Annotated in this window: 22 protein-coding genes; 10 read left to right on the top strand and 12 right to left on the bottom strand. The window is 69.5% G+C overall.

The annotated features are described in order from the left end of the window. Positions 1-10: 10 nt before the first annotated feature. On the top strand, positions 11-247 hold the full coding sequence (locus D7X30_RS27500) for a twin-arginine translocase TatA/TatE family subunit (protein WP_120565942.1): 237 nt from the start codon (positions 11-13) through the stop codon (positions 245-247). A gap of 131 nt (positions 248-378) precedes the next feature. On the opposite strand, the gene D7X30_RS27495 is transcribed toward D7X30_RS27500, so the two are convergent. From D7X30_RS27495 to folE, 5 genes are all read right to left on the bottom strand, one after another. Beyond that, positions 379-2,247: a long-chain fatty acid--CoA ligase gene (locus D7X30_RS27495; RefSeq protein ID WP_120565941.1), complete on the bottom strand. Its 1,869-nt coding sequence runs from the start codon at positions 2,245-2,247 to the stop codon at positions 379-381. After that, positions 2,244-2,984 carry a tetratricopeptide repeat protein gene (locus D7X30_RS27490; protein WP_120565940.1) on the bottom strand — a complete coding sequence of 247 codons (741 nt, stop codon included), beginning with the start codon at positions 2,982-2,984 and terminating at the stop codon, positions 2,244-2,246. Before D7X30_RS27490 ends, D7X30_RS27495 begins: the two co-directional genes overlap by 4 nt. 147 nt (positions 2,985-3,131) lie before the next feature. Next, a complete protein-coding gene (locus tag D7X30_RS27485; RefSeq protein ID WP_120565939.1) occupies positions 3,132-3,872 on the bottom strand; it encodes an RNA polymerase sigma factor RpoD/SigA in 741 nt (246 codons plus the stop codon). Between the two features lie 230 nt (positions 3,873-4,102). Then, on the bottom strand, positions 4,103-5,530 hold the full coding sequence (locus D7X30_RS27480) for an FAD-binding oxidoreductase (protein ID WP_120566060.1): 1,428 nt from the start codon (positions 5,528-5,530) through the stop codon (positions 4,103-4,105). Further along, entirely contained in the window at positions 5,527-6,096 is a 570-nt protein-coding gene (gene folE, locus D7X30_RS27475; protein WP_370051717.1) for a GTP cyclohydrolase I, read from the bottom strand. The genes D7X30_RS27480 and folE overlap by 4 nt, the downstream gene beginning before the upstream one ends. A 257-nt stretch (positions 6,097-6,353) precedes the next feature. On the opposite strand from folE, the gene D7X30_RS27470 reads away from it, so the two are divergent. The 6 genes from D7X30_RS27470 to D7X30_RS27445 all read left to right on the top strand — a co-directional run bounded on the left by D7X30_RS27470 (position 6,354) and on the right by D7X30_RS27445 (position 11,705). Further along, the gene (locus D7X30_RS27470) at positions 6,354-6,773 is read left to right on the top strand and encodes a hypothetical protein (RefSeq protein ID WP_120565937.1); all 420 of its coding nucleotides are present in this window, start codon (positions 6,354-6,356) and stop codon (positions 6,771-6,773) included. Between the two features lie 101 nt (positions 6,774-6,874). Then, positions 6,875-8,233: a zinc-regulated TonB-dependent outer membrane receptor gene (locus D7X30_RS27465; RefSeq protein ID WP_120565936.1), complete on the top strand. Its 1,359-nt coding sequence runs from the start codon at positions 6,875-6,877 to the stop codon at positions 8,231-8,233. Between the two features lie 22 nt (positions 8,234-8,255). After that, the gene (locus D7X30_RS27460) at positions 8,256-9,179 is read left to right on the top strand and encodes a metal ABC transporter solute-binding protein, Zn/Mn family (RefSeq protein WP_120566059.1); all 924 of its coding nucleotides are present in this window, start codon (positions 8,256-8,258) and stop codon (positions 9,177-9,179) included. A 4-nt stretch (positions 9,180-9,183) separates the two neighbouring features. Next, positions 9,184-10,044 (top strand): hypothetical protein, encoded by an 861-nt coding sequence (locus D7X30_RS27455; protein ID WP_120565935.1) that lies wholly within the window; start codon positions 9,184-9,186, stop codon positions 10,042-10,044. Between the two features lie 13 nt (positions 10,045-10,057). Further along, the gene (locus D7X30_RS27450) at positions 10,058-10,852 is read left to right on the top strand and encodes a metal ABC transporter ATP-binding protein (RefSeq protein ID WP_120566058.1); all 795 of its coding nucleotides are present in this window, start codon (positions 10,058-10,060) and stop codon (positions 10,850-10,852) included. Then, positions 10,833-11,705, top strand: a complete 873-nt coding sequence (locus D7X30_RS27445; protein ID WP_120565934.1) for a metal ABC transporter permease — start codon at positions 10,833-10,835, stop codon at positions 11,703-11,705. The genes D7X30_RS27450 and D7X30_RS27445 overlap by 20 nt, the downstream gene beginning before the upstream one ends. A gap of 24 nt (positions 11,706-11,729) precedes the next feature. Here the strand turns inward: D7X30_RS27445 and D7X30_RS27440 are convergent, their stop codons facing one another. From D7X30_RS27440 to D7X30_RS27415, 6 genes are all read right to left on the bottom strand, one after another. Continuing rightward, positions 11,730-12,278, bottom strand: a complete 549-nt coding sequence (locus tag D7X30_RS27440; RefSeq protein WP_120565933.1) for an isochorismatase family protein — start codon at positions 12,276-12,278, stop codon at positions 11,730-11,732. A gap of 73 nt (positions 12,279-12,351) precedes the next feature. Next, positions 12,352-14,094 carry a hypothetical protein gene (locus D7X30_RS27435; RefSeq protein ID WP_120565932.1) on the bottom strand — a complete coding sequence of 581 codons (1,743 nt, stop codon included), beginning with the start codon at positions 14,092-14,094 and terminating at the stop codon, positions 12,352-12,354. Positions 14,095-14,104: 10 nt separating this feature from the next. After that, entirely contained in the window at positions 14,105-14,716 is a 612-nt protein-coding gene (locus D7X30_RS27430) for a hypothetical protein (RefSeq protein ID WP_120565931.1), read from the bottom strand. Between the two features lie 18 nt (positions 14,717-14,734). Continuing rightward, a complete protein-coding gene (locus D7X30_RS27425; protein WP_120565930.1) occupies positions 14,735-15,112 on the bottom strand; it encodes a hypothetical protein in 378 nt (125 codons plus the stop codon). 24 nt (positions 15,113-15,136) lie between these two features. Next, a complete protein-coding gene (locus D7X30_RS27420; RefSeq protein WP_120565929.1) occupies positions 15,137-15,628 on the bottom strand; it encodes a hypothetical protein in 492 nt (163 codons plus the stop codon). A 282-nt stretch (positions 15,629-15,910) separates the two neighbouring features. Beyond that, entirely contained in the window at positions 15,911-16,351 is a 441-nt protein-coding gene (locus tag D7X30_RS27415) for a hypothetical protein (protein WP_337459942.1), read from the bottom strand. Positions 16,352-16,531: 180 nt separating this feature from the next. On the opposite strand from D7X30_RS27415, the gene D7X30_RS27410 reads away from it, so the two are divergent. Both D7X30_RS27410 and D7X30_RS27405 read left to right on the top strand, forming a co-directional pair. Further along, entirely contained in the window at positions 16,532-17,989 is a 1,458-nt protein-coding gene (locus tag D7X30_RS27410) for a hypothetical protein (RefSeq protein ID WP_370051715.1), read from the top strand. Between the two features lie 74 nt (positions 17,990-18,063). Further along, a complete protein-coding gene (locus D7X30_RS27405; RefSeq protein WP_120565927.1) occupies positions 18,064-18,780 on the top strand; it encodes a Bax inhibitor-1/YccA family protein in 717 nt (238 codons plus the stop codon). A 60-nt stretch (positions 18,781-18,840) separates the two neighbouring features. On the opposite strand, the gene D7X30_RS27400 is transcribed toward D7X30_RS27405, so the two are convergent. Beyond that, positions 18,841-19,176, bottom strand: a complete 336-nt coding sequence (locus D7X30_RS27400; protein ID WP_120530529.1) for a ferredoxin — start codon at positions 19,174-19,176, stop codon at positions 18,841-18,843. A gap of 582 nt (positions 19,177-19,758) precedes the next feature. Between D7X30_RS27400 and D7X30_RS27395 the strand changes: the two genes are divergently transcribed. Beyond that, positions 19,759-22,563, top strand: a complete 2,805-nt coding sequence (locus tag D7X30_RS27395; protein ID WP_120565926.1) for a vitamin B12-dependent ribonucleotide reductase — start codon at positions 19,759-19,761, stop codon at positions 22,561-22,563. Positions 22,564-22,589 lie beyond the last annotated feature (26 nt).

Here is a 22,589-nt window from a genome sequence, read left to right as displayed (position 1 = left end):
GAGCGAAGCCATGGGATTGAAGCTTCCTGAGATTCTTCTGATTTTCGCGGCGCTGCTGCTGCTGTTTGGCGGTTCGCGGTTGCCGCAGCTCGGCTCGTCCCTGGGCAGCGCGCTCCGCAACTTCAAGCGCGGCTTCTCCAGCGACGACGAGAAGGACGACGCTGGCGACAAGAAGCCCGGCACGCTGTCCGCGTCCACCACCGTGGACAAGGACGTCGCCGCCAAGTCGCCCAGCCACAACGCCTGATTGCGGGTCCGTCCGGGTGGGCCCGGGAAGGCCCCGCCCCTGACGTCAAGACATCGCTGAACGTTCACCCGTGACGCCCGTACCGTGACCGCTCGAAAGCGGCCAGGGACGGGCGTCGGGCTTTTGGTGCGTCAGTCCATGACCTTCGCGCCTTCGTACATGGCGTCGATGGTCTTGATGTACTTCTGGCTGGCGACCTTGCGCTTCACCTTGAGGGTGGGCGTGAGCTCACCGGACTCCTGCGTGAAGTCCGCGTCCATCACCGCGATCTTCTTGATGCTGGAGTACGGGGGGATCTCCGCGTTCACCTTCTTGATGATCTCCTCGACGGCCGCCTTGATCTCCGGCCGCTGGGAGTTCTGCGCGTAGGTGCCCACCGCGATGCCCTTGTCCTCCAGCAGCTTGCGCGCCGGGTCCTCGGACACGGTGATCAGCGCCACCAGGAACGGCCGCTTGTCGCCGTACACCATGGCCTGGCTGATGAGCGGGAAGGTCTTGAGCGTGTTCTCGATGTTCTGAGGCGCCACGTTCTTGCCGCCCGCGGTGACGATGATGTCCTTCTTGCGGTCGGTGATGCGCAGGTAGTTGTCGGAGTCCACCTCGCCGATGTCACCGGTGTGGAACCAACCGTCCGGATCCAGCACCTCCGCGGTGGCGGCGGGGTTCTTGTAGTAGCCCTTCATCACGCAGGGGCCACGCACCAGAATCTCACCGTCCGCGGCGATCTTGATCTCCGTGCCCGGCACCGGCGGGCCCACGGTGCCGATCTTGATCTTCTCCACGCGGTTGGCGTTGCACGGGGCGCTCGTCTCCGTGAGGCCGTAGCCCTCCAGCACCTTGAGGTCGAGCAGGTCGAAGAAGTACGCGATCTTCCGGGACAGCGGCGCGCCGCCGGAGATGAAGATGCGCATGTTGCCGCCCAGCTTCTCGTCCAGGGTCTTGCGCACCTTGGAGAACACCAGCTTCTTCGCCAGGCTGAACTGGAGCGAGCTGTACTCGCGGCCCTGGCTCTTGGCCTCGGAGTACTCGTCGAACAGGCCGAAGGCCCACTTGAAGAGCTTGCCCTTCACGCCGGGCGCCGCCGAGCCGTTGGCCACGACGTTGTTGTAGACCTTCTCGAACACGCGCGGCACGGACGGCAGCACCGTGGGGCGCGTCTCCGCCAGGTTCGCGAGCAGCTTGTCCACCGACTCCGCGATGATGAGGCGGAAGCCCATGGACAGCCACGCGGCCTTCACCACCTGGGCGAACACGTGCGCCAGGGGCAGGAAGAGCATGACGGAGTCTTCCGGCTTCATCATCCCCATGGCCTGGGTGGCCTTCGCTTCATAGGCCCAGTTGCCGTGGGTGAGGATGACGCCCTTGGGGTCGCCCGTGGTGCCGGAGGTGTAGACGAGCATGTTGGTCTCGTCCAACTTCACCTGCCCCACGCGCTCGGTGAACGCGGACTCGGCGGCCTGGGGGATGCCCTTGCCGGAGGCCACCATGTCCGCGAGCGAGATCTCCTTGTCGCCGGAGATGGGGCCTTCGAAGACGACGATCTTCTGCAGCGTGGGGATGTCCCCCAGCTTGGAGCGCACGCGGGACAGGCGGCCCGCCTGCTTGGCGTCCTTCTCGTCGTTGTCGACGAGCAGCAGCTTCGTCTCCGAGTGGTTCAGGACGTAGCGGCACTCATCCGGCGTGTTGGAGCCATAGATGGGCACCGTGATGGCCTGGGCCGCGCTGATGGCCAGGTCCGCGATGATCCACTGCAAGCTGGTGTTGGCGAAAATGGCGACCCGGTCCCCGGGCTGAACGCCCTGGGCGATGAGGCCCGCCGCCTGCGCCTTCACGTCCTCCAGTACCTGCGCGAACGTGACGTCCTGCCAGCGCCCGTCCTTCTTGTGCGTCACGCCTACCTTGGAGGCGTTCTGAGCCCGCTGAACGAGCAACTGGACGAGGTTCTGCTCCTGCGTCCCGCCCGCCGCGGGAGCCGTCGTGACCTGACTCTCTGCCCTCACTTGAGCTCCTCCTGGATGTCGGCATCCACCTTCTTGGCCCACTGCTGCACGCGCTGCCCCTCAGCGGGGTTGTACGCGGTGCTTCCCTGCTTGACCTTCTCGATTGCCGCGCTCGCGTCCTTCGCCTTGCCGTCCTTCAGCAACGTCTCGGCCAGGTAGTAGTGCGCGCGCAGCGACTGCGGAAACTTGGCGATGGCCTTCTGGTAGTACTCGACGGACTTGCCCAGGTCGCGCTTCGGCCAGGGCAACTCATAGAAATAACGCCCCTTCACCAGCCAGGGACCACCGTACTCGTACGTGGCGTCGAGCTTCAGCGCGGTGTCCAGGCGCTCGTTGAACTTGCCCTCCAGCCCGTCGCCCAGCGCCTTCATGATGCCCACGGCCTGCGAATAGGAGCCGATGCCGCACGCGGCGAAGTAGTAGCCCTCCACGCGCGCCGGCTGGAGCTTGGAGGCCTTGTCCCCGGCCTCCCAGGTCTGCTTGCCCAGGACCATCTTGAGCTTCTTCTCCGTGGCGCCGTCCGCCTGCCACTGGAGGATGCGCGCCTTGCGCCACGCCAGGTCGAAGTCGTCCGGCGCGGCCTTCAGCGCCTCGGACACTTCCTTGTCCAGCGCCTTCACGGACTCCGCGTCACTGCGCTTCGCGTACAACGCGTCGAGTTGGTCGAGCAGCGCGGGATCCGCGGCGTTTGCCGGGATGGCCCAAAGCACCCAAAGGGCAAGCAATTTCAAGCGCATCGAAAAGCCTTAGCACGCACGCTCGCCTACCATCAACCGAACGTACCAGACGCAGCGCGGCAAAAACGAAGACGGGACCGGCAAGGTGCGAACACCCCGTCAGGTCCCGTCAGCGATGCAACAGATGCTGCCTTTTGCCCTTCCGCTTCAGGCCGCGTCGGCCGTGGCGGTGTGCTCCTCGTTCTCGTTGAACGCGATGAGGTAGCGCTCCAGGAAGTTCTTCGTCTTCAGCTCCACCTGGCGCACGCGCTCGCGCGACACGCCCCAGCGCTGGCCCAGCTCCTCCAGCGTCAGCGGCTTGTCCTGCGTGAGGCGCTCCTGGAGGATGTCCCAGCCCAGGTCGCCAATGCGCTTGCGCACCTTGGACAGGGCATCCTGGATTTCGGTGTCCTGCTCGCGGGAGAGGAACGTCTCCTGCGGGGAGGGACCGCCGTCCTCCAGCCGGTCGAGGAAGGTCGTCTCGCCCTCCTCGTCGATGGTGGCGTCCAGCGAGAAGTCCACCATGCTGCCGCGCTCCGCCTCACCGCCGCGCACCTGGCTGCGGTTGTCCTTCAGATAGCGGGTGATGTAGGCGCGGATCCACCACACGGCATAGGTGGCGAAGCGCACGTTCTTCTTCGGGTCGAAGTGCTCGATGGCCTTCATGAGGCCGACGTTGCCTTCCTGGATGAGGTCGTCCAGGCGGGCCCCGCGGTTGGCGAACTTCTTCGCCACGGCGACCACGAAAGCGAGGTTGGAGCTGGCGAGCGTCTGTCGGGCGCTCTCGTCACCCTTGCGGGCCTGGCGGGCCAGCTCGTACTCCTGTTCACGCGTGAGCTGCTGGTGGCCGCCCAGGTGACGCAGGTAATGCGAAAGGCCCTCTGCCGCGAACTTCGTCGAGTTGGCCATGATTTCCCGTCCTTCCGTTCGAAACTGCCGGACGCGATGAATCCCCCGACGAACCGCGTCCACCTGTCACTAGGACGCGCAACGGCGGAAAGGGTTTCTCATTCCTTCCAAGAAGGGCGTTTCGCCCTCCTCCCCTTGTCAAAAGCCCGTCACGCACTCGCACTTCCGGGCCCTTGGCAGCGCGCGACGCGACGGGTGGGACAGCACCTACGTTTCCGGTCACGAAGTCTTCAACGCTTGGGAGCGGGGAAGATTTTCTCGGGATTGAGCAGACCTGATGGATCGAAAAAGTCCTTCAGGCGGCGCTGCAGGTCCAGCAGCGCGGGCGCCTGCTCCAGCGCCAGATATTCCCGCTTCGCGTGCCCCACGCCGTGCTCACCGGTGATGGTGCCTCCCAGCTCAACGGTGAGCACCAGCATGCGGCGCAGCGCCTCGTCCACGAGGGGGCGCTGGCTGGCACCTTCGTACAGGATGTTGGCGTGCAGGTTGCCGTCGCCCGCGTGGCCATACGTGGCCACGGTGAGCCCCAGCTCCTCGCCCATCTTCTTCAGCCGCTCGATGATCTCGGGAATTTTCGAGCGGGGCACCACGATGTCTTCGGAAATCTTGGCGGGCTTGAGCGCGCGCAGCGCCGGGGAGATCACCCGCCGCGCCGCCCACAGCTTCTCGCGCTGACTTTCGTCCTGGGCCACCAGGGTCTGGGTGGCTCCGTGCTGATTGCAGATGTCCCCCAACAGTTGGAGCTCCGCGAGCACGCCTTCGGGCGTGTTGCCGTCGACCTCGGCGATGAGGGCGGCGCCTGCGTCCGGAGGGAACTGGAAGCTGCCCCGGTGCACGATGGCCTGGACGGCGACCTCGTCAATGAGCTCCAGGCAGCGCGGCAGGAGGCCGGCGGCGAGCACCGCGGAGACGCCTCGCGCCGCGTCCAGCACGGAGGGGAACACCACCAGCGCGGTCATCACCTGACGGGGCAGTGGAATCAGCTGCACCGTGATTTCGGTGGCCACGCCGAGCGTGCCCTCGGAGCCCACGAAGAGCCCCACCAGGTCATAGCCGGCCACGCCCTTGATGGTGCGCCGGCCCACGCGCAGCACCTCGCCGTCCGGCATCACCCACTCCAGGCCGATGACGTAGTCGCGCGTGACGCCGTACTTCAGGGCGCGCGGGCCGCCGGCGTTCTCCGCCACGTTGCCGCCCAGCGTGCAGAACTCCCAGGAGTTCGGATCCGGCGGATAGAAGAGCCCTTGCGCCTCCACGGCCTTCATCAGGTCGCCCGTCACCACGCCGGGCTCCACCACCGCGGTGAGGTCCTCCTTGGAGATGGAGCGGATCCGGCTCATGCGCTCCAGGCTGACCGCCATGCCGCCCTTCAGGGGCAGCGAGCCGCCGCTCTTTCCGCTGCGCGCGCCGCAGGGGGTGAAGGGCACGCCGTGCGCCTGGCACGCCTTGAAGATGGCGGACACCTGCGCGGTGGTCTCCGGCAGGAGGACGGCGTCGGGCCGGTACACACCGCTGTCGGACTCGTCGCGCGCGTAGGCGTCGAGCGTGGCCTCGTCGCGCTTCACCTGGCCTTCGGACAGCACGTCCGCCAGGGCCTCCAGCACCTTCGCCACGCGCTCGGGCGCTACCCGCTCGAAGGTCTGGGAGGCCGGGTTCATCGGCCCGCCCCCGAGCGAGCCCCCAGGCGGGCCCACAGCTCGCGGCGCAGGGGGCCGTCGCGGCGCAGGCGTCCTTCGTAGGCCTCCGCGTGGGTGACGGCGTCGCGCTGGTGGTCGGCCCTCAACCGCAGACACGCCTGCTCCGCCTCCAGGATGCAGGCGGTGGCGGGACTGTCGAGCACGCGGGCGAGCGAGCGCGCCACCTGCCGCGCCAGGTCCTCCTGGAGGATGAGCCGGTGCGCGAAGAGATCCACCAGCGCGCCGATGCGCCCGAAGCCCACCACGCGCGAACCCGGCACGTAGGCCACGTGGGCGCGGCCGGTGAAGGGCAGCAGGTGGTGCGGGCACATGGAGTGGAAGCGCAGGTCCGTCACGACGACCAGTTCGCCGGAGGAGTCCGCGGGCGCGGGGTAGGTCTTCCCGAGCGCTTCCTCGGGCGTGCGGCCGTAGCCGTCGAGGAAGCCGTTCGCCCACACGTCGGCCACGCGCGTGGGCGTGTCCACCAGGTTCACGTCCTGGAGGTCGAGCCCCGCGGCGGTGAGGAAGTCGCGGACCGCCCGGGCCATGCCGGCGGGGTCGGGGCGCACGGCGCGAGGGGCCGGGGCCTTGGCGGCGGGGGCGCGGCGACGGGAACGGGAGGGGGGCACGGGCGACGGAACTCCTGGCGCGAAGGGGCGTGACGCTGGCTCGCCCAACCTAACCGATGCGGCCAGGAGGGACGTCCGGAATGAAAACAACGTTCCCTTGTCGTCGTGTTTCGGCGGTGCACCCTGCCTGCCTTGACACTCCCGGGGGCCGACAGTAAGCCAGCCGGGACCCTCAGATGCTCTCGCGCGCCCACACCCTTGCCCGCCTCACCGCGATGCTGCTCGTCGCGCTCTGGGGTGCCCAGCCGCTGGGTCTGGCGCTGCACGAAGAGCAGCACGCGCACCGGTTCTGTCCGCAGCACCAGACGTTCGAAGAGGACGCGCGGCGCGCGAACCCCGCGCTGTCCCGCTTCAGCGAGCGCGCCCCCGTCGTCGCCTCCGTCCCGCCCGCCGTGGCGGACGCGACGGGCCTCAACCACGAGACGTGCCCGCTGCTCACGGCCGCCCCGCAGGTGGGGCTCCTTCCGGGCGCTGACGTCGTTTCCGCTTCGGCGTGCGTGGAGAGCAACCACCCGGCCACCGCGCCGCCCCGCTCCTTCGCGCCGCTCGCCGTCCTCGACACCGCGCCCAAGGCCTCGCCTCCGACGCACGCGTAGTTCCGCGTGTCGTGTCGTGAAGCAGGTCATCAGGTCGACGGTCGTCGCGGGGTGCGCATGCGCATGCTCCACGGCCGGCCGGTTCCGAGGAGCCAACATCCGTGTCATCCCTTCCGCGCAGGAATCCCCGCGCCCTCGCCGTCGTGCTCGCCGCGCAGCTGTCCGCGAGCGCGGCGTGGGCCCAGCAGTCATCGCCGCCCTCCACCGCGTCCCCCCCACCTTCCGAGTCCCCTGCCCCCTCCGAGGACACACCCGCGCTGAGCCCGGAGGAGATGGAGGAGATCGAGAAGGCGCTGGGCACGGACACGAGCACACGCGCGCGTCCGTCCGGCGACACGTCTCCGGTGTCACCCACCGCGACGAACGACTCCGGCGTGACGCCGCTCAAGCTGCCCAACGCCATCTCCGGCGGCACCAACTTCCTCAACCTGAGCTTCATCCTGGACATGGCCCTGGCGGCCTTCTCCAACAAGGAGCCCCTGCAGGGCGGCGCGCACGACCCGACGAAGAACGGCTTCAACCTCCAGCAACTGGAGCTGTCCATCGGCTCCGTGGTGGACCCGTACTTCCGCTTCGACAGCAACATCGTCTTCAGCCAGTTCGGCGTGGAGATTGAAGAGGCGTACGTCACCACGTTGGACCTGCCCGCCAACCTCCAGGTGCGCGCGGGCCAGTTCCTCACCCGCTTCGGCCGGATCAACGCCACGCACCCGCACGCGTGGGACTTCGTGGATCAACCCTTCGTCATGAGCCGCTTCTTCGGCGCGGAGGGCAACCGCGGCCTGGGCGTGGAGGGCTCGTGGCTCACGCCGCTGCCCTGGTACGTGGAGGTGATTGGCAGCGCCACCGACGCCACGGGCGAGGCCACCGCGCGCAGCTTCTTCGGCGCCTCCGCCGAGCGCGTGCTGTCACCGCTGGACTTCCAGCTCACGGGCGCGGTGAAGCAGTTCTTCCCGGTGTCGGACGACCTGTCGCTGTTGTGGGGCCTGTCCGCCGCCACGGGTCCCAACCCCACGGGCTACCGCAACTACACCAGCATCTACGGCACGGACGTGTACCTGAAGTTCCGGCCCATCACGTCGCAGAGCTCGCAGCAGCTGGTGCTCCAGGCGGAGGTGCTCTACCGCCGCAGGCAGGTGCCGGAGGACGTGCTGTCCGACTGGGGCGGCTACGCGCAGACGGTGTGGCGCTTCTCCAACCGCTGGGCCACGGGCGTGCGCTACGAGTTCGGCACGGCCGCGAAGACGCTGGAGGGCCGCGTGGCGAATGATCCGCTCGACCCCGAATGGATTTCCGACCGCCAGCGCATCACCGCGGCGGTGACGTTCTGGCCCACGGAGTTCTCCCGCCTGCGCCTGCAGGCCGCCACGGACCTCGTGGGCTGGCGCGAGACGCCGGACTACTCGGCCTTCCTCGCCCTTGAAGTCGTGACCGGCGCCCACGGTGCCCATGCGTTCTGACACCTTCTTCCGGAGCCCCTCCATGCGTTCCCTTCGCCTGTTCGCGGCCCTGTGCGCCGCCGTCGTCAGCCTCACCGCCGTTCCCGCTCGCGCGGACCTGAAGGTCGTCGCCACCCTCCCGGACCTGGCCGCGCTGGCCAAGGCCGTGGGCGGGGACAAGGTGGGCGTCACCGCGCTCGCGCTGCCCACGCAGGACCCGCACTTCGTGGACGCCAAGCCGAACCTGGCGCTCGCGCTCAACCGCGCGGACCTGCTCATCGCCGCGGGCCTGGACCTGGAGATCGGCTGGCTGCCCACGCTCCAGCTGGGCGCGCGCAACAGCCGCATCCAGACGGGCAACGCGGGCTACCTGGACGCGTCGCGGTTCGTGAGCCTCCAGGAGGTCCCCGCCGGGCAGGTGGACCGCAGCCAGGGCGACGTGCACCCCGGCGGCAACCCGCACTACCTCTATGATCCGCGGCAGGCCCTCAAGGTGGCGGCCGCCATCGAAGCGCGCATGTCGCAGTTGGATGAGAAGAACGCCGCCACCTACAAGGCCAACCTCGCGAAGTTCACGCAGGAGCTGCAGGCGGCGCAGGCGGGCTGGGAGAAGCGGATCGCGGGCTTCAAGGGCGTGCCCGTCATCGCGTACCACCGCACGACGGCGTACCTGCAGGACTGGCTGGGCTTCAAGACCATCGCCTTCCTGGAGCCCAAGCCGGGCATCCCGCCGAACCCGTCCCACGTCGCGCAGGTGCTGGCGCAGGGCAAGGCCAACAAGGTGAAGCTGGTGCTCAAGGAGGACTACTACCCGGACAACATCGCGAAGCTCGTGGCGTCGAAGATTCCCGCCGCGCTCGTTGCGCTGCCCGGCGGCACCGACTTCCGTTCCAGCCAGACGTACGTGCAGCGCCTGGAGCTGATGGTGGGCCGGCTGGAGCAGGGCCTCGCCGGGAAGGGGGAATGACGCCATGAGGCGCTTTCCAACCCAGGCGTGGTTGCTCCCCGTCGCGCTGCTGTCCGGGTGCGCGTTCGACGCGGGCGAGGGCTTCGCGGTGCTCGAGCCCTCCGTCGCTGTCGCGTACACGCCGGTGTCCGGGCGCAACGCGGGTGACGGCTACCAGGCGCTCGCGTCCGACTTCCAGCTGCGCATGGACACCGGCACGGTGAGCCTGGGCAGCATCGACCTGATGGCCTCTTCTGGTGGAGGAGGTTCCACGACGTTCGACCCGTCCTCGCCGCCGCCGGGCTACTCTCTGTGCCACAACGGGCACTGCCACAGCGACTCCGGGGCGCTCGTGGACTACGAGGACATCCAGGCGGAGCTGGGCGGCGGTGGCAGCACCACCGTCACCGTGGCCAACCTGCCGGTGGACGCGGAGCTGGACCTGCTGGCGCCCGCGACCCGCGACCTCACCTGCGAGCCCGCCTGCGAGCTGGGCAAGACGACGCTGTCCCGCGGGCGCTGGGCTGTTACGGGCCTGCGGATGACGGGCAGCGTGCGCGATGGCCGCGTCCCTGCGCGCTTCGCGGGCGCCCTGCCCTTCCGATTCACCGCGACGGTGACGGGCACGGAGGCCACGCCGGTCGCGGTGCTCACCGGCGACCTGGACGTGCCATCCGACCGTGAGAATGACCCGCGCGTGGCGTTGGGCCTGAAGCTGGAGCTGACGCCGGCCCTCTTCGACGCGGTGGACTGGTCCGCCGTGCCGCCTGGCGCCGACGGCGTGGTGGACCTGGATGATCCCAAGAACGCGGCGGTGCGCGCCGCGCTCCTGGAGAAGGTGGCCGCGCTGAGCCCCACCGCGGAGGTGAACCGTGGCTCACGGTGATCACGAGACGGAGCTGGACCGGGGCCACCGCGCCGCGCCGCCGCCGGAGCCGGGCGAGCCGCTGCTGAAGTGCGAGCAGCTCGTCATCGGCTACGGGGGCAAGGACATCCTGCCGCCCATGGACCTGGTGGTGCGCCGCCACCAGTTCGTGGCGGTGGTGGGCCGCAACGGCTCTGGCAAGAGCACCTGGTTCAAGACGCTGCTCGGGCTGATTCCCCCGGTGTCCGGCCGCATCACCCTGGGCGCGCCGCACATCCGCAGCGCGTACGTGCCGCAGATGTCCGCCATCGACTCGCTCTTGCCCGTGCACACGCGGGAGCTGACCGGGTGGGGACGGCTGTCCGGGTGGAACTTCCTGCGGCCCTTCCCCAGCAAGACGGACAGGCAGAAGGTGGAGGCGGCGCTCGACACTGCGGGCGCGCGCGGCATCGCGAAGCGGCCCTTCCGCGACCTGTCCGGCGGCGAGAAGCAGCGCGCGCTGCTGGCGCGGGTCATCGCCACCGAGGCGGACGTGGTGCTGCTGGATGAACCCACCGCCGCGATGGACGCGGTGGCGGAGAAGCAGACGATGCTGCGGCTGTGCGCGCTCGCGCATGACCGCGGACTGGGCGTGGTGGTGGTGAGCCACGACCTGTCCGTCGCCGCCGAGCACGCCGACGTCATCCTCTTCGTGGACCGCGAGCACCGCTGCTTCGTCATGGGCGATGCGCGCACCGTGTTCTGCCACCCGGCCTTCCGCCGCCAGTACGGCGACGACTACTGCCACACCGCGCCCCAGGGACCCCACCGTGGAAACAACCCTGCTTGAGCCTTCGAAGTGGGAACAGTTCCAGGCGGGCTGGGAACTGTTCCGCGACCCCATCCTCTGCGCGCTCATCGCCGGGTGCGTGCTGGGCTTCCTCAGCGTCTACGTCGTGCTGCGGCGCATGGTGTTCGTCAGCGCGGCGGTGACGAACACCGCGGGCCTGGGCGTGGCGCTGGCCTTCTTCGCGGAGATCCACCTGGGCGTGCATGTGGATCCGCTGGTGGGCGCGGTGGTGCTGTCCGTCGCGGCCACGCTGATCCTGATGATTGAACCCGCGCGGCTGCGGCTGTCGCGGGAGAGCCTGCTGGGGTGCGCGTTCGCCTTCGCGGGCGGAGCGGCCATCCTGGTGGGTGACCGCATCGCGCAGGAGGCGCACGACATCCAGGGCATCCTCTTCGGCACCGCGGTGCTGGTGACGCCGGATCAACTCCAGGCGGTGACGGTGGCCGGCGCGGTGCTGATGGTGCTGCACCTGTGGTGGTTCCGAGGCATCGCCTTCGTGAGCTTCGACCGCATTGGCGCCACCGTGCAGGGGCTGCCGGTGAAGCTGCTGGACACGGTGTTGATGGTGTCCATCGGCATCATGGTGGGCGTGTGCGCGCGAGCCCTGGGCGCCCTGCCCGTCTTCGCGTTCTCCACGCTGTCGGCCATCGCCGCGCTGGTGCTGGACCTGCGGCTGCCGTGGACGTTCTTCACGGCGACCCTGCTGGGCGGCATCGCGGGCGCGGGCGGGTACCTGTTCGCGTACTTCTACGACTTCCCGGTGGGCGGTTCGCAGACCGTCCTGTCCGGGGTGCTGGTGCTGATGATGATGCTCGTGCGCCTGGTGCGCGAGCCCTTCACGCGCCGGGCGTGAGCGGTGGCCGCCGTCGTCCCTTCTTCAGCGGACGGCGGCGGACACCTTCTTGAACTCGGGCGTGCCCGCGCGGCCCAGCATGTCGAACAGGGCCGACTCCACGGTGAGGATGCGCGCGCCCGCGTCGCGGCACAGCTCCAGCCCCACGCGGCGGTCCTCCTCCGAGCGCGACAGCACCGCGTCCGCGAGCAGGCACGGCTCCCGGCCGCTGTCCGCCAGGTCGCGCGCCGTCTGGAAGACGCAGATGTGCGCCTCCATGCCGGTGATCAGCACCTGCTTGCGGTCCCCCAGCACGGAGAGCACGTCCGGCGTGGCTGCGGAGAAGTCCATCTTCTCCAGCGGCTTGAACTCACCCAGGCGCAGCTTGAGCAGCGAGTGCGTGCGGCCCAGCCCCTGCGGGTACTGCTCCGTGACGATGACGGGCAGGCCCAGGGCGCGCGCGCCCTCCACGGCGGCGCCCGTGCGCGCGAGCATGCGGTCCAGGGCGTCGCGGTCCATCGCGGCGCACAGGCGCTCCTGGATGTCGACGACGAGCAGCGCGGCCTGCTCGGGCTTCAGGCGGAACGACGGCATGGGGCAGCTCCTTGGAGGATGACCCCTAGTGACGCGAAGGCCGCGCCTGCGTCAAGCGCGGCGGCGTGCGGGCTCAGGCTCCGTGAACGGTCCAGGGCGCTCCTCCACCCCGAGGGACGGGCGCGGTGTCCACCGAGGCCACGTCCGGCACCCGGCGGAGCGCGGTGCGGCCGCGGTGGCCTCGGGCCGCGAAGCCCCGTGCGCGTTGCAGGCCCGGCAGGTGCGGATCCGCGTCGCGCCACAGATCCAACACCACGGCGAAGTCGTGCGCTGCCTCGGTCATGCACTCGCAGGCGACGTGGGCCTCCGCGACCAGGAGCATGCAGTGGCCGCAGCCGGGCCGCTCCCCTGCCCGCTCCAGCGCCAGCTCCAGGGCCTTCTCCTCACGGCCGGAGCGCAGGCGGATGCGGGCCAGCGTCTCACGGGGTGGCCGGCAGAAGAGCGCGGGGCCCACGGGACGCAGACGGCGCTCCAGGCGCAGCGCCCGCGTGAGCGCGGCCTCCGCCCGGCCTGAGTCTCCCCGACGCCCATCCAGCGTGCCCCGCAGCTCCTGCGCGGCGACCTCCACCGTGCGCGCCACGTCACGAGCGCACAGGGCGCGGCCCTCTGAGCGCGGCGCTTCCGACAGGGTGAGCACCAGCGCATCCAGCGTGCCGCACGCGCGCGCCACGTCGCCCAGCCGTCCTGTCTCCAGGGCACAGACGCCTTTCGCGTACAGGCGCACGGCGTCGCGCAGTCCCGCCTCCGCGACGGTGGCGGCGTCTCCCAGCTCCATGGGGACCTCCGCCGCCGCGCGGCTGAAGCCGAAGCGCAGGTGCGCGGCGACGAGCGTGGTGGCGGCGAAGAGCACCGCCTGCGGCTGGCCTCCTGAAGCCTCCACGCGCTGCCGCAGCTTGCGCGCCCAGACCTGTGCGCCCCGGTACTGCCCCACTTCCACGCAGCCTTCGCTGAGCAGGCGCAGGGCGGTGTCGGCGCTCGGCGCCACGTCCAGGGGCAGCGACTCACGCGCGAGGTACGCGTCGTCCGCCGTCACCGCGGCCTCCAGGATGCGGTTCGCCTCCACCGCCTTGCCCATGCGCAGCAGCAGGCGTCCGGCGGCGAGCAGCGCGGGGCTTCCCGAGGGCACCAGCGACGGAAGCAGCTCCGCGCTCTCCAACGCCGTCTCCGGCCGGGCGCTGGGCAGCCACGCCTGCACCCAGGCCACGTGCACGCCCGCGTGGTGCGGGTGCGTGCGCAACAGGTCGCGCAGGATCAACTGCGCGTACGGCTGGCCCTGCCCGGGGCGCCCGTCGGATTCGTACCCGTCCAGCAGGAAGCCCGCGAGCAGCAGGCGCGGCTCGGGCTCCTGGGGGAAACGGTCGATGAGGCACTCCATCTCCCGCACGAAGGCATGTCTGCCATTGGCGGGTCCCTTGTCCGCGAGGAGGCTGGCCGCGACGACCAGCCGCTGCTCCATGTCGGTGGTGCCCTCCGCCAACGTCAGCGCCTTGCGGATGGCCTCCGCGCGGTCCGCGGTGAAGCGCTGTCCCGCGCCCCGGGCGAGCGCGAGCCCCCACCACGCCATGGCGAGGGTTGGGTCCTGCCGCGCGGCCTCCGCGAACGCGCGCCGGGCCTCCAGCGCCCAGCCCAGGTGAAGCAGGCGCAGTCCCTGATCGAAGTACGCCTGCGCCAGGGGAACCTGCGTCGTCACCTGGAGGTGTGCGTCTCCCAGTCCGTCCTGGAGCGGCGGCGTGGGAAGGGCTTCGTCCGGCAGGTCCTCCCACGCGACGTGGGAGTGGACCGACGGGGCATCGGCTCTGAACAGACGTGCCAGCATGGTGTCCTCCTCACGCTCCGGTCATCGGAGCGGCATGGTGTTGCACGACGGCGTCGGTCGCGCGCACGCGCACGGCCAGCCGCCTCCAGGCGGTGGACAGCTCTTCGGCGGGAATGGGAGACGCCTTGCGCCGCGCCGCCAGGCACTCGCGCCGCCAGGCCAGGCCCACGTCGCGGGCCACCCACGCCTCGTACTCCGCGAGCCAGTCCGCCAGCCGCGCGAGCCCCGCCCGCGCCGCCCTGCGCTCCGGCCCGGTGGCCGCGTCGCGCCGGACTCCCACGTCCTCCACCCGGAAGGCCGAGCCGCGCGCTTCCTCCACCCACCGGGGCATGAAGCCATCGCGCGGCACGAAGATGGCGGCGCCGCACGACTCGCACAGCGCGCCGAAGCCCCACAGCGTGAGGCGCCCCCCGTCCAAGAGCCGCCCCTGGTACGCGCTCTGTCCCTCCACGCCCGGCGGACGCGCTTCACGCACCAGCCCGTGCCGGAGCAGCACGTTGCCGTCCGGGCAACGTACGTCCTGGCCCAGGCACCACATGGCCACGTCGAACAGACGGTCGCCGTCGCGGCGCACGTCGCAGGGAAGCAGGGAACCGGCACTGCCAGAAGAACTCTTGGACATGGGGCGCCTCTCGGTCCGCTACGAAGCGGCCTTCTTCACGGTGGGACCCACGCGCGCGGGCACGTCGCCGAAGAGCGCCTTCGCATCCACGGCCGTAGCGCCCGCCTTGGTGAGCAACGCGTTGACGGCGCGCACCAGCTTGGAGCGCACGCGCGGAGACAACGGCTTGTCCTCGCGCGCGGCGGTGAGCTGCTGCTCGCTCAGGCCCCGGCCGCTGCGCGGCCTGCCCAGGCCCAGCTCCGCGTACGGCTTCTGCTCCTTGTCACGGCGGCGCGTGGAGCGCTTGCGCTCGAGGACGCGGTCCTCCTCCGTGCGCGCTTCGAGCTGCTGGGAGCGGCGCAGCAACACCGCGGGGGAGAGCTTCTGACTGTCGAGGAACTGCTGGAAGGTACCCATGGGGAACTCCGGTGAATGAGGGGGTCAGTGGTCGTGGTCGTGCTCGCCCGACTCCTCGATGACGAGCGACACCGAGGACAGGGTCGAAGGACCGAAGGTGAGCGTGTGCGTGCCCACGGTGAGCGGCACGACGTGGCGGCCCTTGATGTCCGTGCAGAGCGAGGAACTGGTCGCGCTCTCCTCGATCTCCACGGCCGCGCCGCTGCCGTTGGTGACCGTCACCGGCACCGGGGCGCTCATGTAGAGGACGTAGTCGGTGGCCTCGGAGACGGCGAAGGACACCGCGCCGCCCTTGCCGCCAGCGACGTCCACCAGCGCGATGTCGTAGCGCTTGTGGTCGTTGCTCACGGCCGGGCCCGTGCCGCTGACGGCGGCGGTGACGGCGGCAGCGGGGCCTTCCTGCAGGTGCTCGCAGCCCTCTTCGTCGACGTGGCCTTCCGCTTCATCGTCACCACCGCAACCGGCGGCGAGGAGGGCGGTGGACAGCAGCAGAACGGACAGAAGCTTCTTCTTCATGATGGGGACTCCAGGGACACGGGGATGGACTGCGGGAACTCCAGCCGCACGGGCCGCACGCGCACCGCTCCCCGGAAGGAGCGACGGCGAAGGACCGGACGGGACTGGAAGGAGGGACCGCGGCACGAAGCGCGCACCCGTGCGCGTGGCCGGAAGCTCCATGCGCGTGCGGCGGATCCGTTCAGCGAACGGGAACGCGCAGGCCCAGGACTCCGGTGGCCACGGCACACCCCGGCCCACGAAGACACGAGGGGCCAGGACGGCGGGCTACGACGGCGGAGACTAGGCGCGCGGCGGCGACGACTTGGGCGCGAGCCTCAACAGCGCGACGGGCGCCGCGTGGAAGCGGAACACCGCCAGCGCCGGGCTGGAGCGCGTGGAGACCGCGGCCAGGACGGGCACGGACTCGGCCGGAGGCGGTGCCTCGCGGCGGAAGAAGGCGTGGTGGCAGTGGGCCTCACCACCGTGGGGCGTGGCCTTCGACTCCGGCGCCCGGGCCACGCGCGCATCGTCGAAGGAGAGCGCCTCCTCCAACGGGCCGTCGTGGGACGACGCCTCGCCCACGTGCATCACGTCCCCGTGCTCCAGGCACGTGGTGTGCTGCACGAGTGCGAAGTGGAGCACGCTGCCCACATACACCAGCACGCACACGAGCACCCACGGCAGCGCCATCAGGCGCGGCAGGGAGCGACTCGTGCTGGGGTGGCGTCGGAGGCGGCTCACGTCCACTCGGTCTCGAAAAGCAACTGAGTTGTTTTAAGCGACCTCCCTGCCCGGTGCAAGCCGGGACGCCCTGGCCCCGGGCCGGAGGGCGAGGTGGCGGACACCGGGAACCGCGACGGGGGTCGCGGGTTGTGGACCCACGAGCCCCTGGGGTCGTAGGTTCCGCGCGTGCACGAGCTCATGGATGTCCTGCGCAGGCAGGCACACTATTTCGGACCGGAGCTGGCGAAGACCGCCTACCAGCGCGGCCTCGCGGTGACGAAGCAGGATGGCAGCACCCAGCCCATCCCCATCACCGCCACGCCGGTCATCCTGGAAGCCGAGGAGATCAAGCGCCGCTCGCTCCTGTCCGCGAAGCTGGCCTCCGCCACGATGAAGATGGCGCGCGCCGTCCTGGGCGGCCCGGACGCGGAGCTGCTGCTGGGCGCGCTGTCGCCGCTGGAGCGCCGCATGGCGGAGGCCACCTGGGAGGTGAGCCGCAAGCTCGCCACCACGCGCGTGGACTACTTCGTGTCCGGTGGCCGGCCCTGGGCGCTGGAGGTGAACGCCACCATCCCGGCCATGCAGGGCTATTCGGACATCGCGGCACGCACCTTCATCGAAGTGGTCGCGCGGCACGTGCGCTATCCGGAGAAGGCGCTCGCGTCGCTGCTCACGCTCAACGGCAACAACGCGCTGGCGCTCTACCGCGCGCTGCTGGACGGCTACGCGGCCGAGCGCAACGGACAGATGCCGGACACGGTGGCGCTGCTCTGCCGCAAGAACGACGCGCAGATTACGGAGCTGCGCTGGCTGTGCGAGCGCTTCCGCGAGTTCGGCGCGGACGCGGACGTGGTGCATCCGGAGGACGTGTCCGGAGACGACACCTTCACGGTGAACGGCAAGAAGTACGACCTGGTCTACCGCCACCTCTTCGTGCGCCGGCTGGAGCAGAACCCCGCCCCCTGGGTGGAGGACTTCCTCTCCGTCGTCCCGGGCAAGAAGGCCGTGTTCTTGAACCCGCCCGCCTCGCAGGTGGAGGTGAAGATGACGTTCGCGCTCCTGTCGCAGGCGGTGACGGACGCGGCGCTCGCGGAACGCGCGGGCCTCACGCCGGAGGAGCTGGAGGCGGTGCGCGAGTCGGTGCCATGGACGCGCCCCTTTCGCCATGGGCCCGGCGTGGACCCGGACGGCGCGAAGGTGGACGACATCGTGGCCCGCGTGGCCCGGGAGCCCGCGAGATTCGTGCTCAAGCGTTCGTGGGACTACGGCGGCAAGGCCGTCTTCCTCGGCCGCTCCGTGGGCACCGTGCCCTACGAGGAGCGCGTGAAGGGTGCCTACGGCGAATCCAAGACGTGGGAACAGCTGTGCGAGCGCGCAGCGACGGACACGCAGGGCGGCGGCTTCGTGGTGCAGGAGGTAGTGGACACACAGCCGGAGGAGCACCTGCTCTGCGGGACGAACCAGGTGCTGCCTACCTCCTTCTTCGTGGATTACTCGGCCTACGCCTCTGTTGGGCTCGCGAAGCAGCCCGCGTGGGGCGGGGTGTGCCGTGGGTCCATGTCGGAGATCGTCAACATCGTGGGCGGCGGTGGCGTGCTGCCCCTCATCACGACGGAAGTTGCGTCAAAGCTTTTGCTGGCCTGGAAGGCCCTTTAAGGCGTCCTTCAAGGGTCCTCGTTAAAGAGAGGCCGGGACTGAAGCGGTCCCCGGCCCGAAAGGAAACGAAACACATGGCGTGGGAATCTTCAGGTGGCTGGCAGGGCGGGCAGGCAGGCGCGGTGGACGACGTCCTGGTGCAGGAGTCGCAGCGCGCGTTCATGTCGCGCGTGCACGGTTGGATGTTCGCGGGTCTGGCGCTCACCGGCGTGATGGCGATGGTGACGCTGGCCAATGAGGCGCTGCTCCGCGTGGCGGTGCAGAACCGGATGGCCCTGTTCCTGGTGCAGCTGGGCGTGGTGTTCGGCCTGTCCATCCTTGCGCCCCGGCTGTCCGGCCCGGTGGCCGCGGTCATGTTCGCGGGCTACGCGGCGCTCACCGGCGTGACGATGTCCGTCATCTTCCTCATCTACACGGCCAGCTCCATCGGCCAGGTGTTCTTCATCACCGCCGCGACCTACGGCGCGATGGCCGTCTACGGCACCGTCACGAAGAAGGACCTGAGCAGCTGGGGCACGTTCCTCTTCATGGGGCTCATCGGCATCGTCATCGCCAGCGTGGTGAACCTCTTCATCAAGAGCAGCGCCGTGTCGTTCGTGATGGCCTGCGCGGGCGTGCTCGTGTTCGCGGGCCTCACCGCCTACGACGTGCAGAAGCTGCGCGAGTTCCACGCGGGCACGGGCTTCAAGAGCGCGACCTCGGTGGCCATCGTGGGCGCGCTCACCCTCTACCTGGACTTCATCAACCTGTTCCTGTCGCTGCTGCGCCTGCTGGGCAACCGCCGCGACTAGCTCCAGGCGGTAGGATTCAACGCGGTTCCCCAGGGCGGGGCGCGAGGCGGGTCACCGCCTTCAGCGCTCCGCCTTCTTGTTGAAGGGCATCAGCAGCCGCTCCACCGGGCGCCCCTGCACCAGGTGCTCCTCCACGATGGTGGGCACGTCCTCCACCTTCACGCCGCCGTACCAGGTGCCCTCCGGGTAGACGACCACGGAGACGCCGAAGGCGCACGTGTCCACGCAGCCCGCCGCGTTGGCGCGCATGCTGCGCTTGAGCCCGCGCTTGTCGAGCTCCTCCTTGAAGGCGGCCCGCACCTCCTCGCCTCCCTTGGTGGCGCAGCACCCCTTGGGGTGGCCGTCCGGACGACGGTTGGTGCAGACGAAGACGTGGCGTTCGAAGGGAGGCGGCATGGTCCGCCTCCTAACGCGCCCGGGCGGCGAAATCGACGGCGCCGTTCAGCAGGCGACCGTCCAGGCCCGCCCCGCCCGGCCCCCTTGTCGCGGGGGCTCCAAAGCGCCCCTACGCTCGGCGCACGGACTGCCAGCAAACATCCGTCAGTGATCACAAGCGCTTGGACAGGCGCCCTTCCCCTCCTGTCCGATTTCGCATGGTCATGGCCATACATTGCCAGCCACAGCAGCCGTTGCCACCGAGGCAAGGGTTATTAGATCAACCTTGGGAGGCAGATCAGCGCACCTCGGAACGACCACCAAATGAAGTGTGTAAGAGGCGCCCTGACACTAGGTATAGGGGAGCAGGGGATGTTGACGGACCCCACCAGCGATCATATGGATCCGCCCGCCCGGCGGGTGGGCAGTCAGGCCCGGGCCCGGAATCCAGCGGTGGGCCCGCTGGATTCTGCCCATCCCGGACCATCCCAACGCTGCCGTCCCCGTGCCTGGAAGTGATCATCGGATCCCCTGGGATCTCGCGGCGTTGGCTATTTTGCAAATTTTGCATCAGCACTCTCAGTGGATCTGGAGGCGGGCGGCATGGAGAAGGAACTGAGTGGGAAGCCGGTGGTGGGTGGCAGGGAGTCGCGGCGTGGCGGCCGTGCGAAGGGCAAGGCCGCGGTGGCCTCCACGGGGCTGACCGTGGAGCGCTTCTTCACGACGCCCGGGGTGGATCCGGCGGACGAGCTGGCGTGGGAGTACCGCAGCGCGAGCATCAAGGGCGAGGACGGCAAGGTCGTCTTCGATCAGAAGGACATCGAGGTCCCCAAGTCCTGGTCGATGCTGGCGACGAACGTCGTGGCGTCGAAGTACTTCCGGGGCACGCCCGGCACGCCCGAGCGTGAGACGAGCGTGCGCAAGCTGGTGGCGCGCGTGGTGGACACCCTCACCCGCTGGGGTGAAGAGGGGCACTACTTCGCGTCGGTGGTGGACCGCGAGGCGTTCCACGCGGAGCTGACGCACCTGCTCTTGCGCCAGAAGGCGGCGTTCAACTCGCCCGTCTGGTTCAACGTGGGCGTGGAGGAGCACCCGCAGTGTTCGGCGTGCTTCATCAACAGCGTGGACGACAACATGGAGTCCATCCTGGGGTTGGCGCGCACGGAGGGCATGCTCTTCAAGTACGGCAGCGGCACGGGCTCCAACCTGTCCAGCATCCGCGGCAGCAAGGAGCTGCTGGCGGGCGGCGGCACCGCGTCCGGCCCGGTGTCGTTCATGCGCGGCTTCGACGCGTTCGCGGGCGTCATCAAGAGCGGCGGCAAGACGCGGCGCGCGGCGAAGATGGTCATCCTCAACGCCGAGCACCCGGACATCCTCGAGTTCATCCGCTGCAAGTCGAACGAGGAGAAGAAGGCCTGGGCGCTGATTGAGGCGGGCTACGACCCGTCCTTCAACGGCGAGGCCTACGGGTCGGTGTTCTTCCAGAACTCCAACAACTCCGTGCGCGTCACCGACGACTTCATGAAGGCGGTGGTGAACGACGGTCCGTGGCAGACGCGCGCGGTGCGCGACGGCCAGGTGCTGGAGACCTACAAGGCCCGTGAGCTGTTCCGTGAAATCGCGGAGGCGGCGCACCTGTGCGGCGACCCGGGCCTCCAGTACGACACCACGGTGAACGCGTGGCACACGTGCTCCGGCACGGCGCGCATCAACGCGTCCAACCCCTGCTCCGAGTACATGTTCCTGGATGACTCGGCCTGCAACCTGGCGTCGCTGAACCTGATGCACTTCCGCACGCTGGAGGGTGGCTTCGACGTGGCCGCCTTCAAGCACGCGGTGAACGTGGTGCTGCTGGCGCAGGAGATCATCGTCGGCTTCAGCCGCTACCCCACCGAGCGCATCGCGAAGAACAGCCACGACTACCGTCCCCTGGGCCTGGGCTACGCGAACCTGGGCGCGCTGCTGATGGCGTCCGGACTTCCGTACGACTCCCCTGCCGGCCGCAACCTGGCGGGGGCGATTACCTCGCTGATGTGCGGCGAGGCGTACGCGACGAGCGCGCGCATCGCGGAGAAGCAGGGCGCGTTCGCGGGCTACGGCAACAACGCGGAGCCCATGCTGGGGGTCATCCGCAAGCACCGCAAGGCGGCGTACCAGCTGCCCGCGGACGGCGTGAGCGCGGAGCTGCACGCGGCGCAGAAGGAGTCGTGGGACGACGCGCTGGCGCGCGGCATGGAGCACGGCTACCGCAACAGCCAGGTGACGGTGCTGGCGCCCACGGGGACCATCGGCTTCATGATGGACTGCGACACCACCGGCATCGAGCCGGACATCGCGCTGATCAAATACAAGAAGCTGGTCGGCGGCGGCATGCTGAAGATCGTCAACCAGACGGTGCCGCTGGCGCTGGAGAAGCTGGGTTACCCGCAGACTCAGACGCAGGACATCATCGCGTACCTGGACAAGCACGACACCATCGAGGGCGCTCCGCACCTGAAGCCGGAGCACCTGGCGGTGTTCGACTGCGCGTTCAAGCCGTCCAAGGGCCAGCGCAGCATCCACTGGATGGGCCACATCGAGATGATGTCCGCGGCGCAGCCGTTCCTCTCCGGCGCCATCTCCAAGACGGTGAACCTGCCGAATGACGCCTCGGTGGAGGACATCGAGAAGGCGTACATCGAGGCGTGGCGCAGCGGCCTGAAGGCCGTCGCGGTGTACCGCGATGGGTGCAAGCGCACGCAGCCGCTCAACACGTCGCAGGACAAGGCCCCGGAGGCGAAGCGCGTGGTGGCGGAGCCCGCCCCCGCCGTGACGCCCGAGCCCAAGGCGCTGCGCCGCCGGCTGCCGGACGAGCGGCAGTCCATCACGCACAAGTTCTCCATCGGCGGCCACGAGGGCTACCTGACGGTGGGCATGTACGAGGACGGCAAGCCGGGTGAGCTCTTCGTCGTCATGGCGAAGGAGGGCTCGGTGGTGAGCGGCCTGATGGACAGCTTCGCCACCAGCGTGTCCCTGGCGCTCCAGTACGGCGTGCCGCTGCAGGTGCTGGCGGACAAGTTCTGCCACACCCGCTACGAGCCGAGCGGCTTCACGGGCAACCCGGCCATCCCCATCGCCAAGTCCATCACCGACTACATCTTCCGGTGGCTGTCGCTGAAGTTCCTGCCCACGGAGCCCTGCGCGGACGACGTGGAGGTGACGCCGGTGGAGGAGGCCCGTCCGGAGCCGGTGACGCAGGCGGCGGTGCCGGCCCAGGTGGGGACGCTGCAGCTGTCCGCGATGAACTCGCGCAGCACGTACTTGAACCAGGCGGACGCCCCGCCCTGCCACCAGTGCGGCGCCATCACCGTGCGCAGCGGCGCCTGCTACAAGTGCACGAACTGCGGCACGACGACGGGCTGCAGCTGAGCGCCGCGGCTGTCTTGAGCTGAAGT

The organism is Corallococcus sp. AB011P, from assembly GCF_003611605.1.
Lineage (GTDB): Bacteria > Myxococcota > Myxococcia > Myxococcales > Myxococcaceae > Corallococcus > Corallococcus coralloides.
Note: the sequence above shows the minus strand (reverse complement) of the source record. Positions and strands in the feature narration are given on the sequence as shown.

Coding starts and splice junctions, on each gene's coding strand:
- D7X30_RS27420 (WP_120565929.1), bottom strand. CDS start 15,628: ATGAAGAAGAAGCTTCTGTCCGTTCTGCTGCTGTCCACCGCCCTCCTC.
- D7X30_RS27400 (WP_120530529.1), bottom strand. CDS start 19,176: ATGCCGCCTCCCTTCGAACGCCACGTCTTCGTCTGCACCAACCGTCGT.
- folE (WP_370051717.1), bottom strand. CDS start 6,096: ATGGCCCGGGCGGTCCGCGACTTCCTCACCGCCGCGGGGCTCGACCTC.
- D7X30_RS27470 (WP_120565937.1), top strand. CDS start 6,354: ATGCTCTCGCGCGCCCACACCCTTGCCCGCCTCACCGCGATGCTGCTC.
- D7X30_RS27490 (WP_120565940.1), bottom strand. CDS start 2,984: ATGCGCTTGAAATTGCTTGCCCTTTGGGTGCTTTGGGCCATCCCGGCA.
- D7X30_RS27425 (WP_120565930.1), bottom strand. CDS start 15,112: ATGGGTACCTTCCAGCAGTTCCTCGACAGTCAGAAGCTCTCCCCCGCG.
- D7X30_RS27460 (WP_120566059.1), top strand. CDS start 8,256: ATGCGTTCCCTTCGCCTGTTCGCGGCCCTGTGCGCCGCCGTCGTCAGC.
- D7X30_RS27485 (WP_120565939.1), bottom strand. CDS start 3,872: ATGGCCAACTCGACGAAGTTCGCGGCAGAGGGCCTTTCGCATTACCTG.
- D7X30_RS27395 (WP_120565926.1), top strand. CDS start 19,759: ATGGAGAAGGAACTGAGTGGGAAGCCGGTGGTGGGTGGCAGGGAGTCG.
- D7X30_RS27480 (WP_120566060.1), bottom strand. CDS start 5,530: ATGAACCCGGCCTCCCAGACCTTCGAGCGGGTAGCGCCCGAGCGCGTG.
- D7X30_RS27410 (WP_370051715.1), top strand. CDS start 16,532: ATGGATGTCCTGCGCAGGCAGGCACACTATTTCGGACCGGAGCTGGCG.
- D7X30_RS27405 (WP_120565927.1), top strand. CDS start 18,064: ATGGCGTGGGAATCTTCAGGTGGCTGGCAGGGCGGGCAGGCAGGCGCG.
- D7X30_RS27430 (WP_120565931.1), bottom strand. CDS start 14,716: ATGTCCAAGAGTTCTTCTGGCAGTGCCGGTTCCCTGCTTCCCTGCGAC.
- D7X30_RS27500 (WP_120565942.1), top strand. CDS start 11: ATGGGATTGAAGCTTCCTGAGATTCTTCTGATTTTCGCGGCGCTGCTG.
- D7X30_RS27435 (WP_120565932.1), bottom strand. CDS start 14,094: ATGCTGGCACGTCTGTTCAGAGCCGATGCCCCGTCGGTCCACTCCCAC.
- D7X30_RS27455 (WP_120565935.1), top strand. CDS start 9,184: ATGAGGCGCTTTCCAACCCAGGCGTGGTTGCTCCCCGTCGCGCTGCTG.
- D7X30_RS27440 (WP_120565933.1), bottom strand. CDS start 12,278: ATGCCGTCGTTCCGCCTGAAGCCCGAGCAGGCCGCGCTGCTCGTCGTC.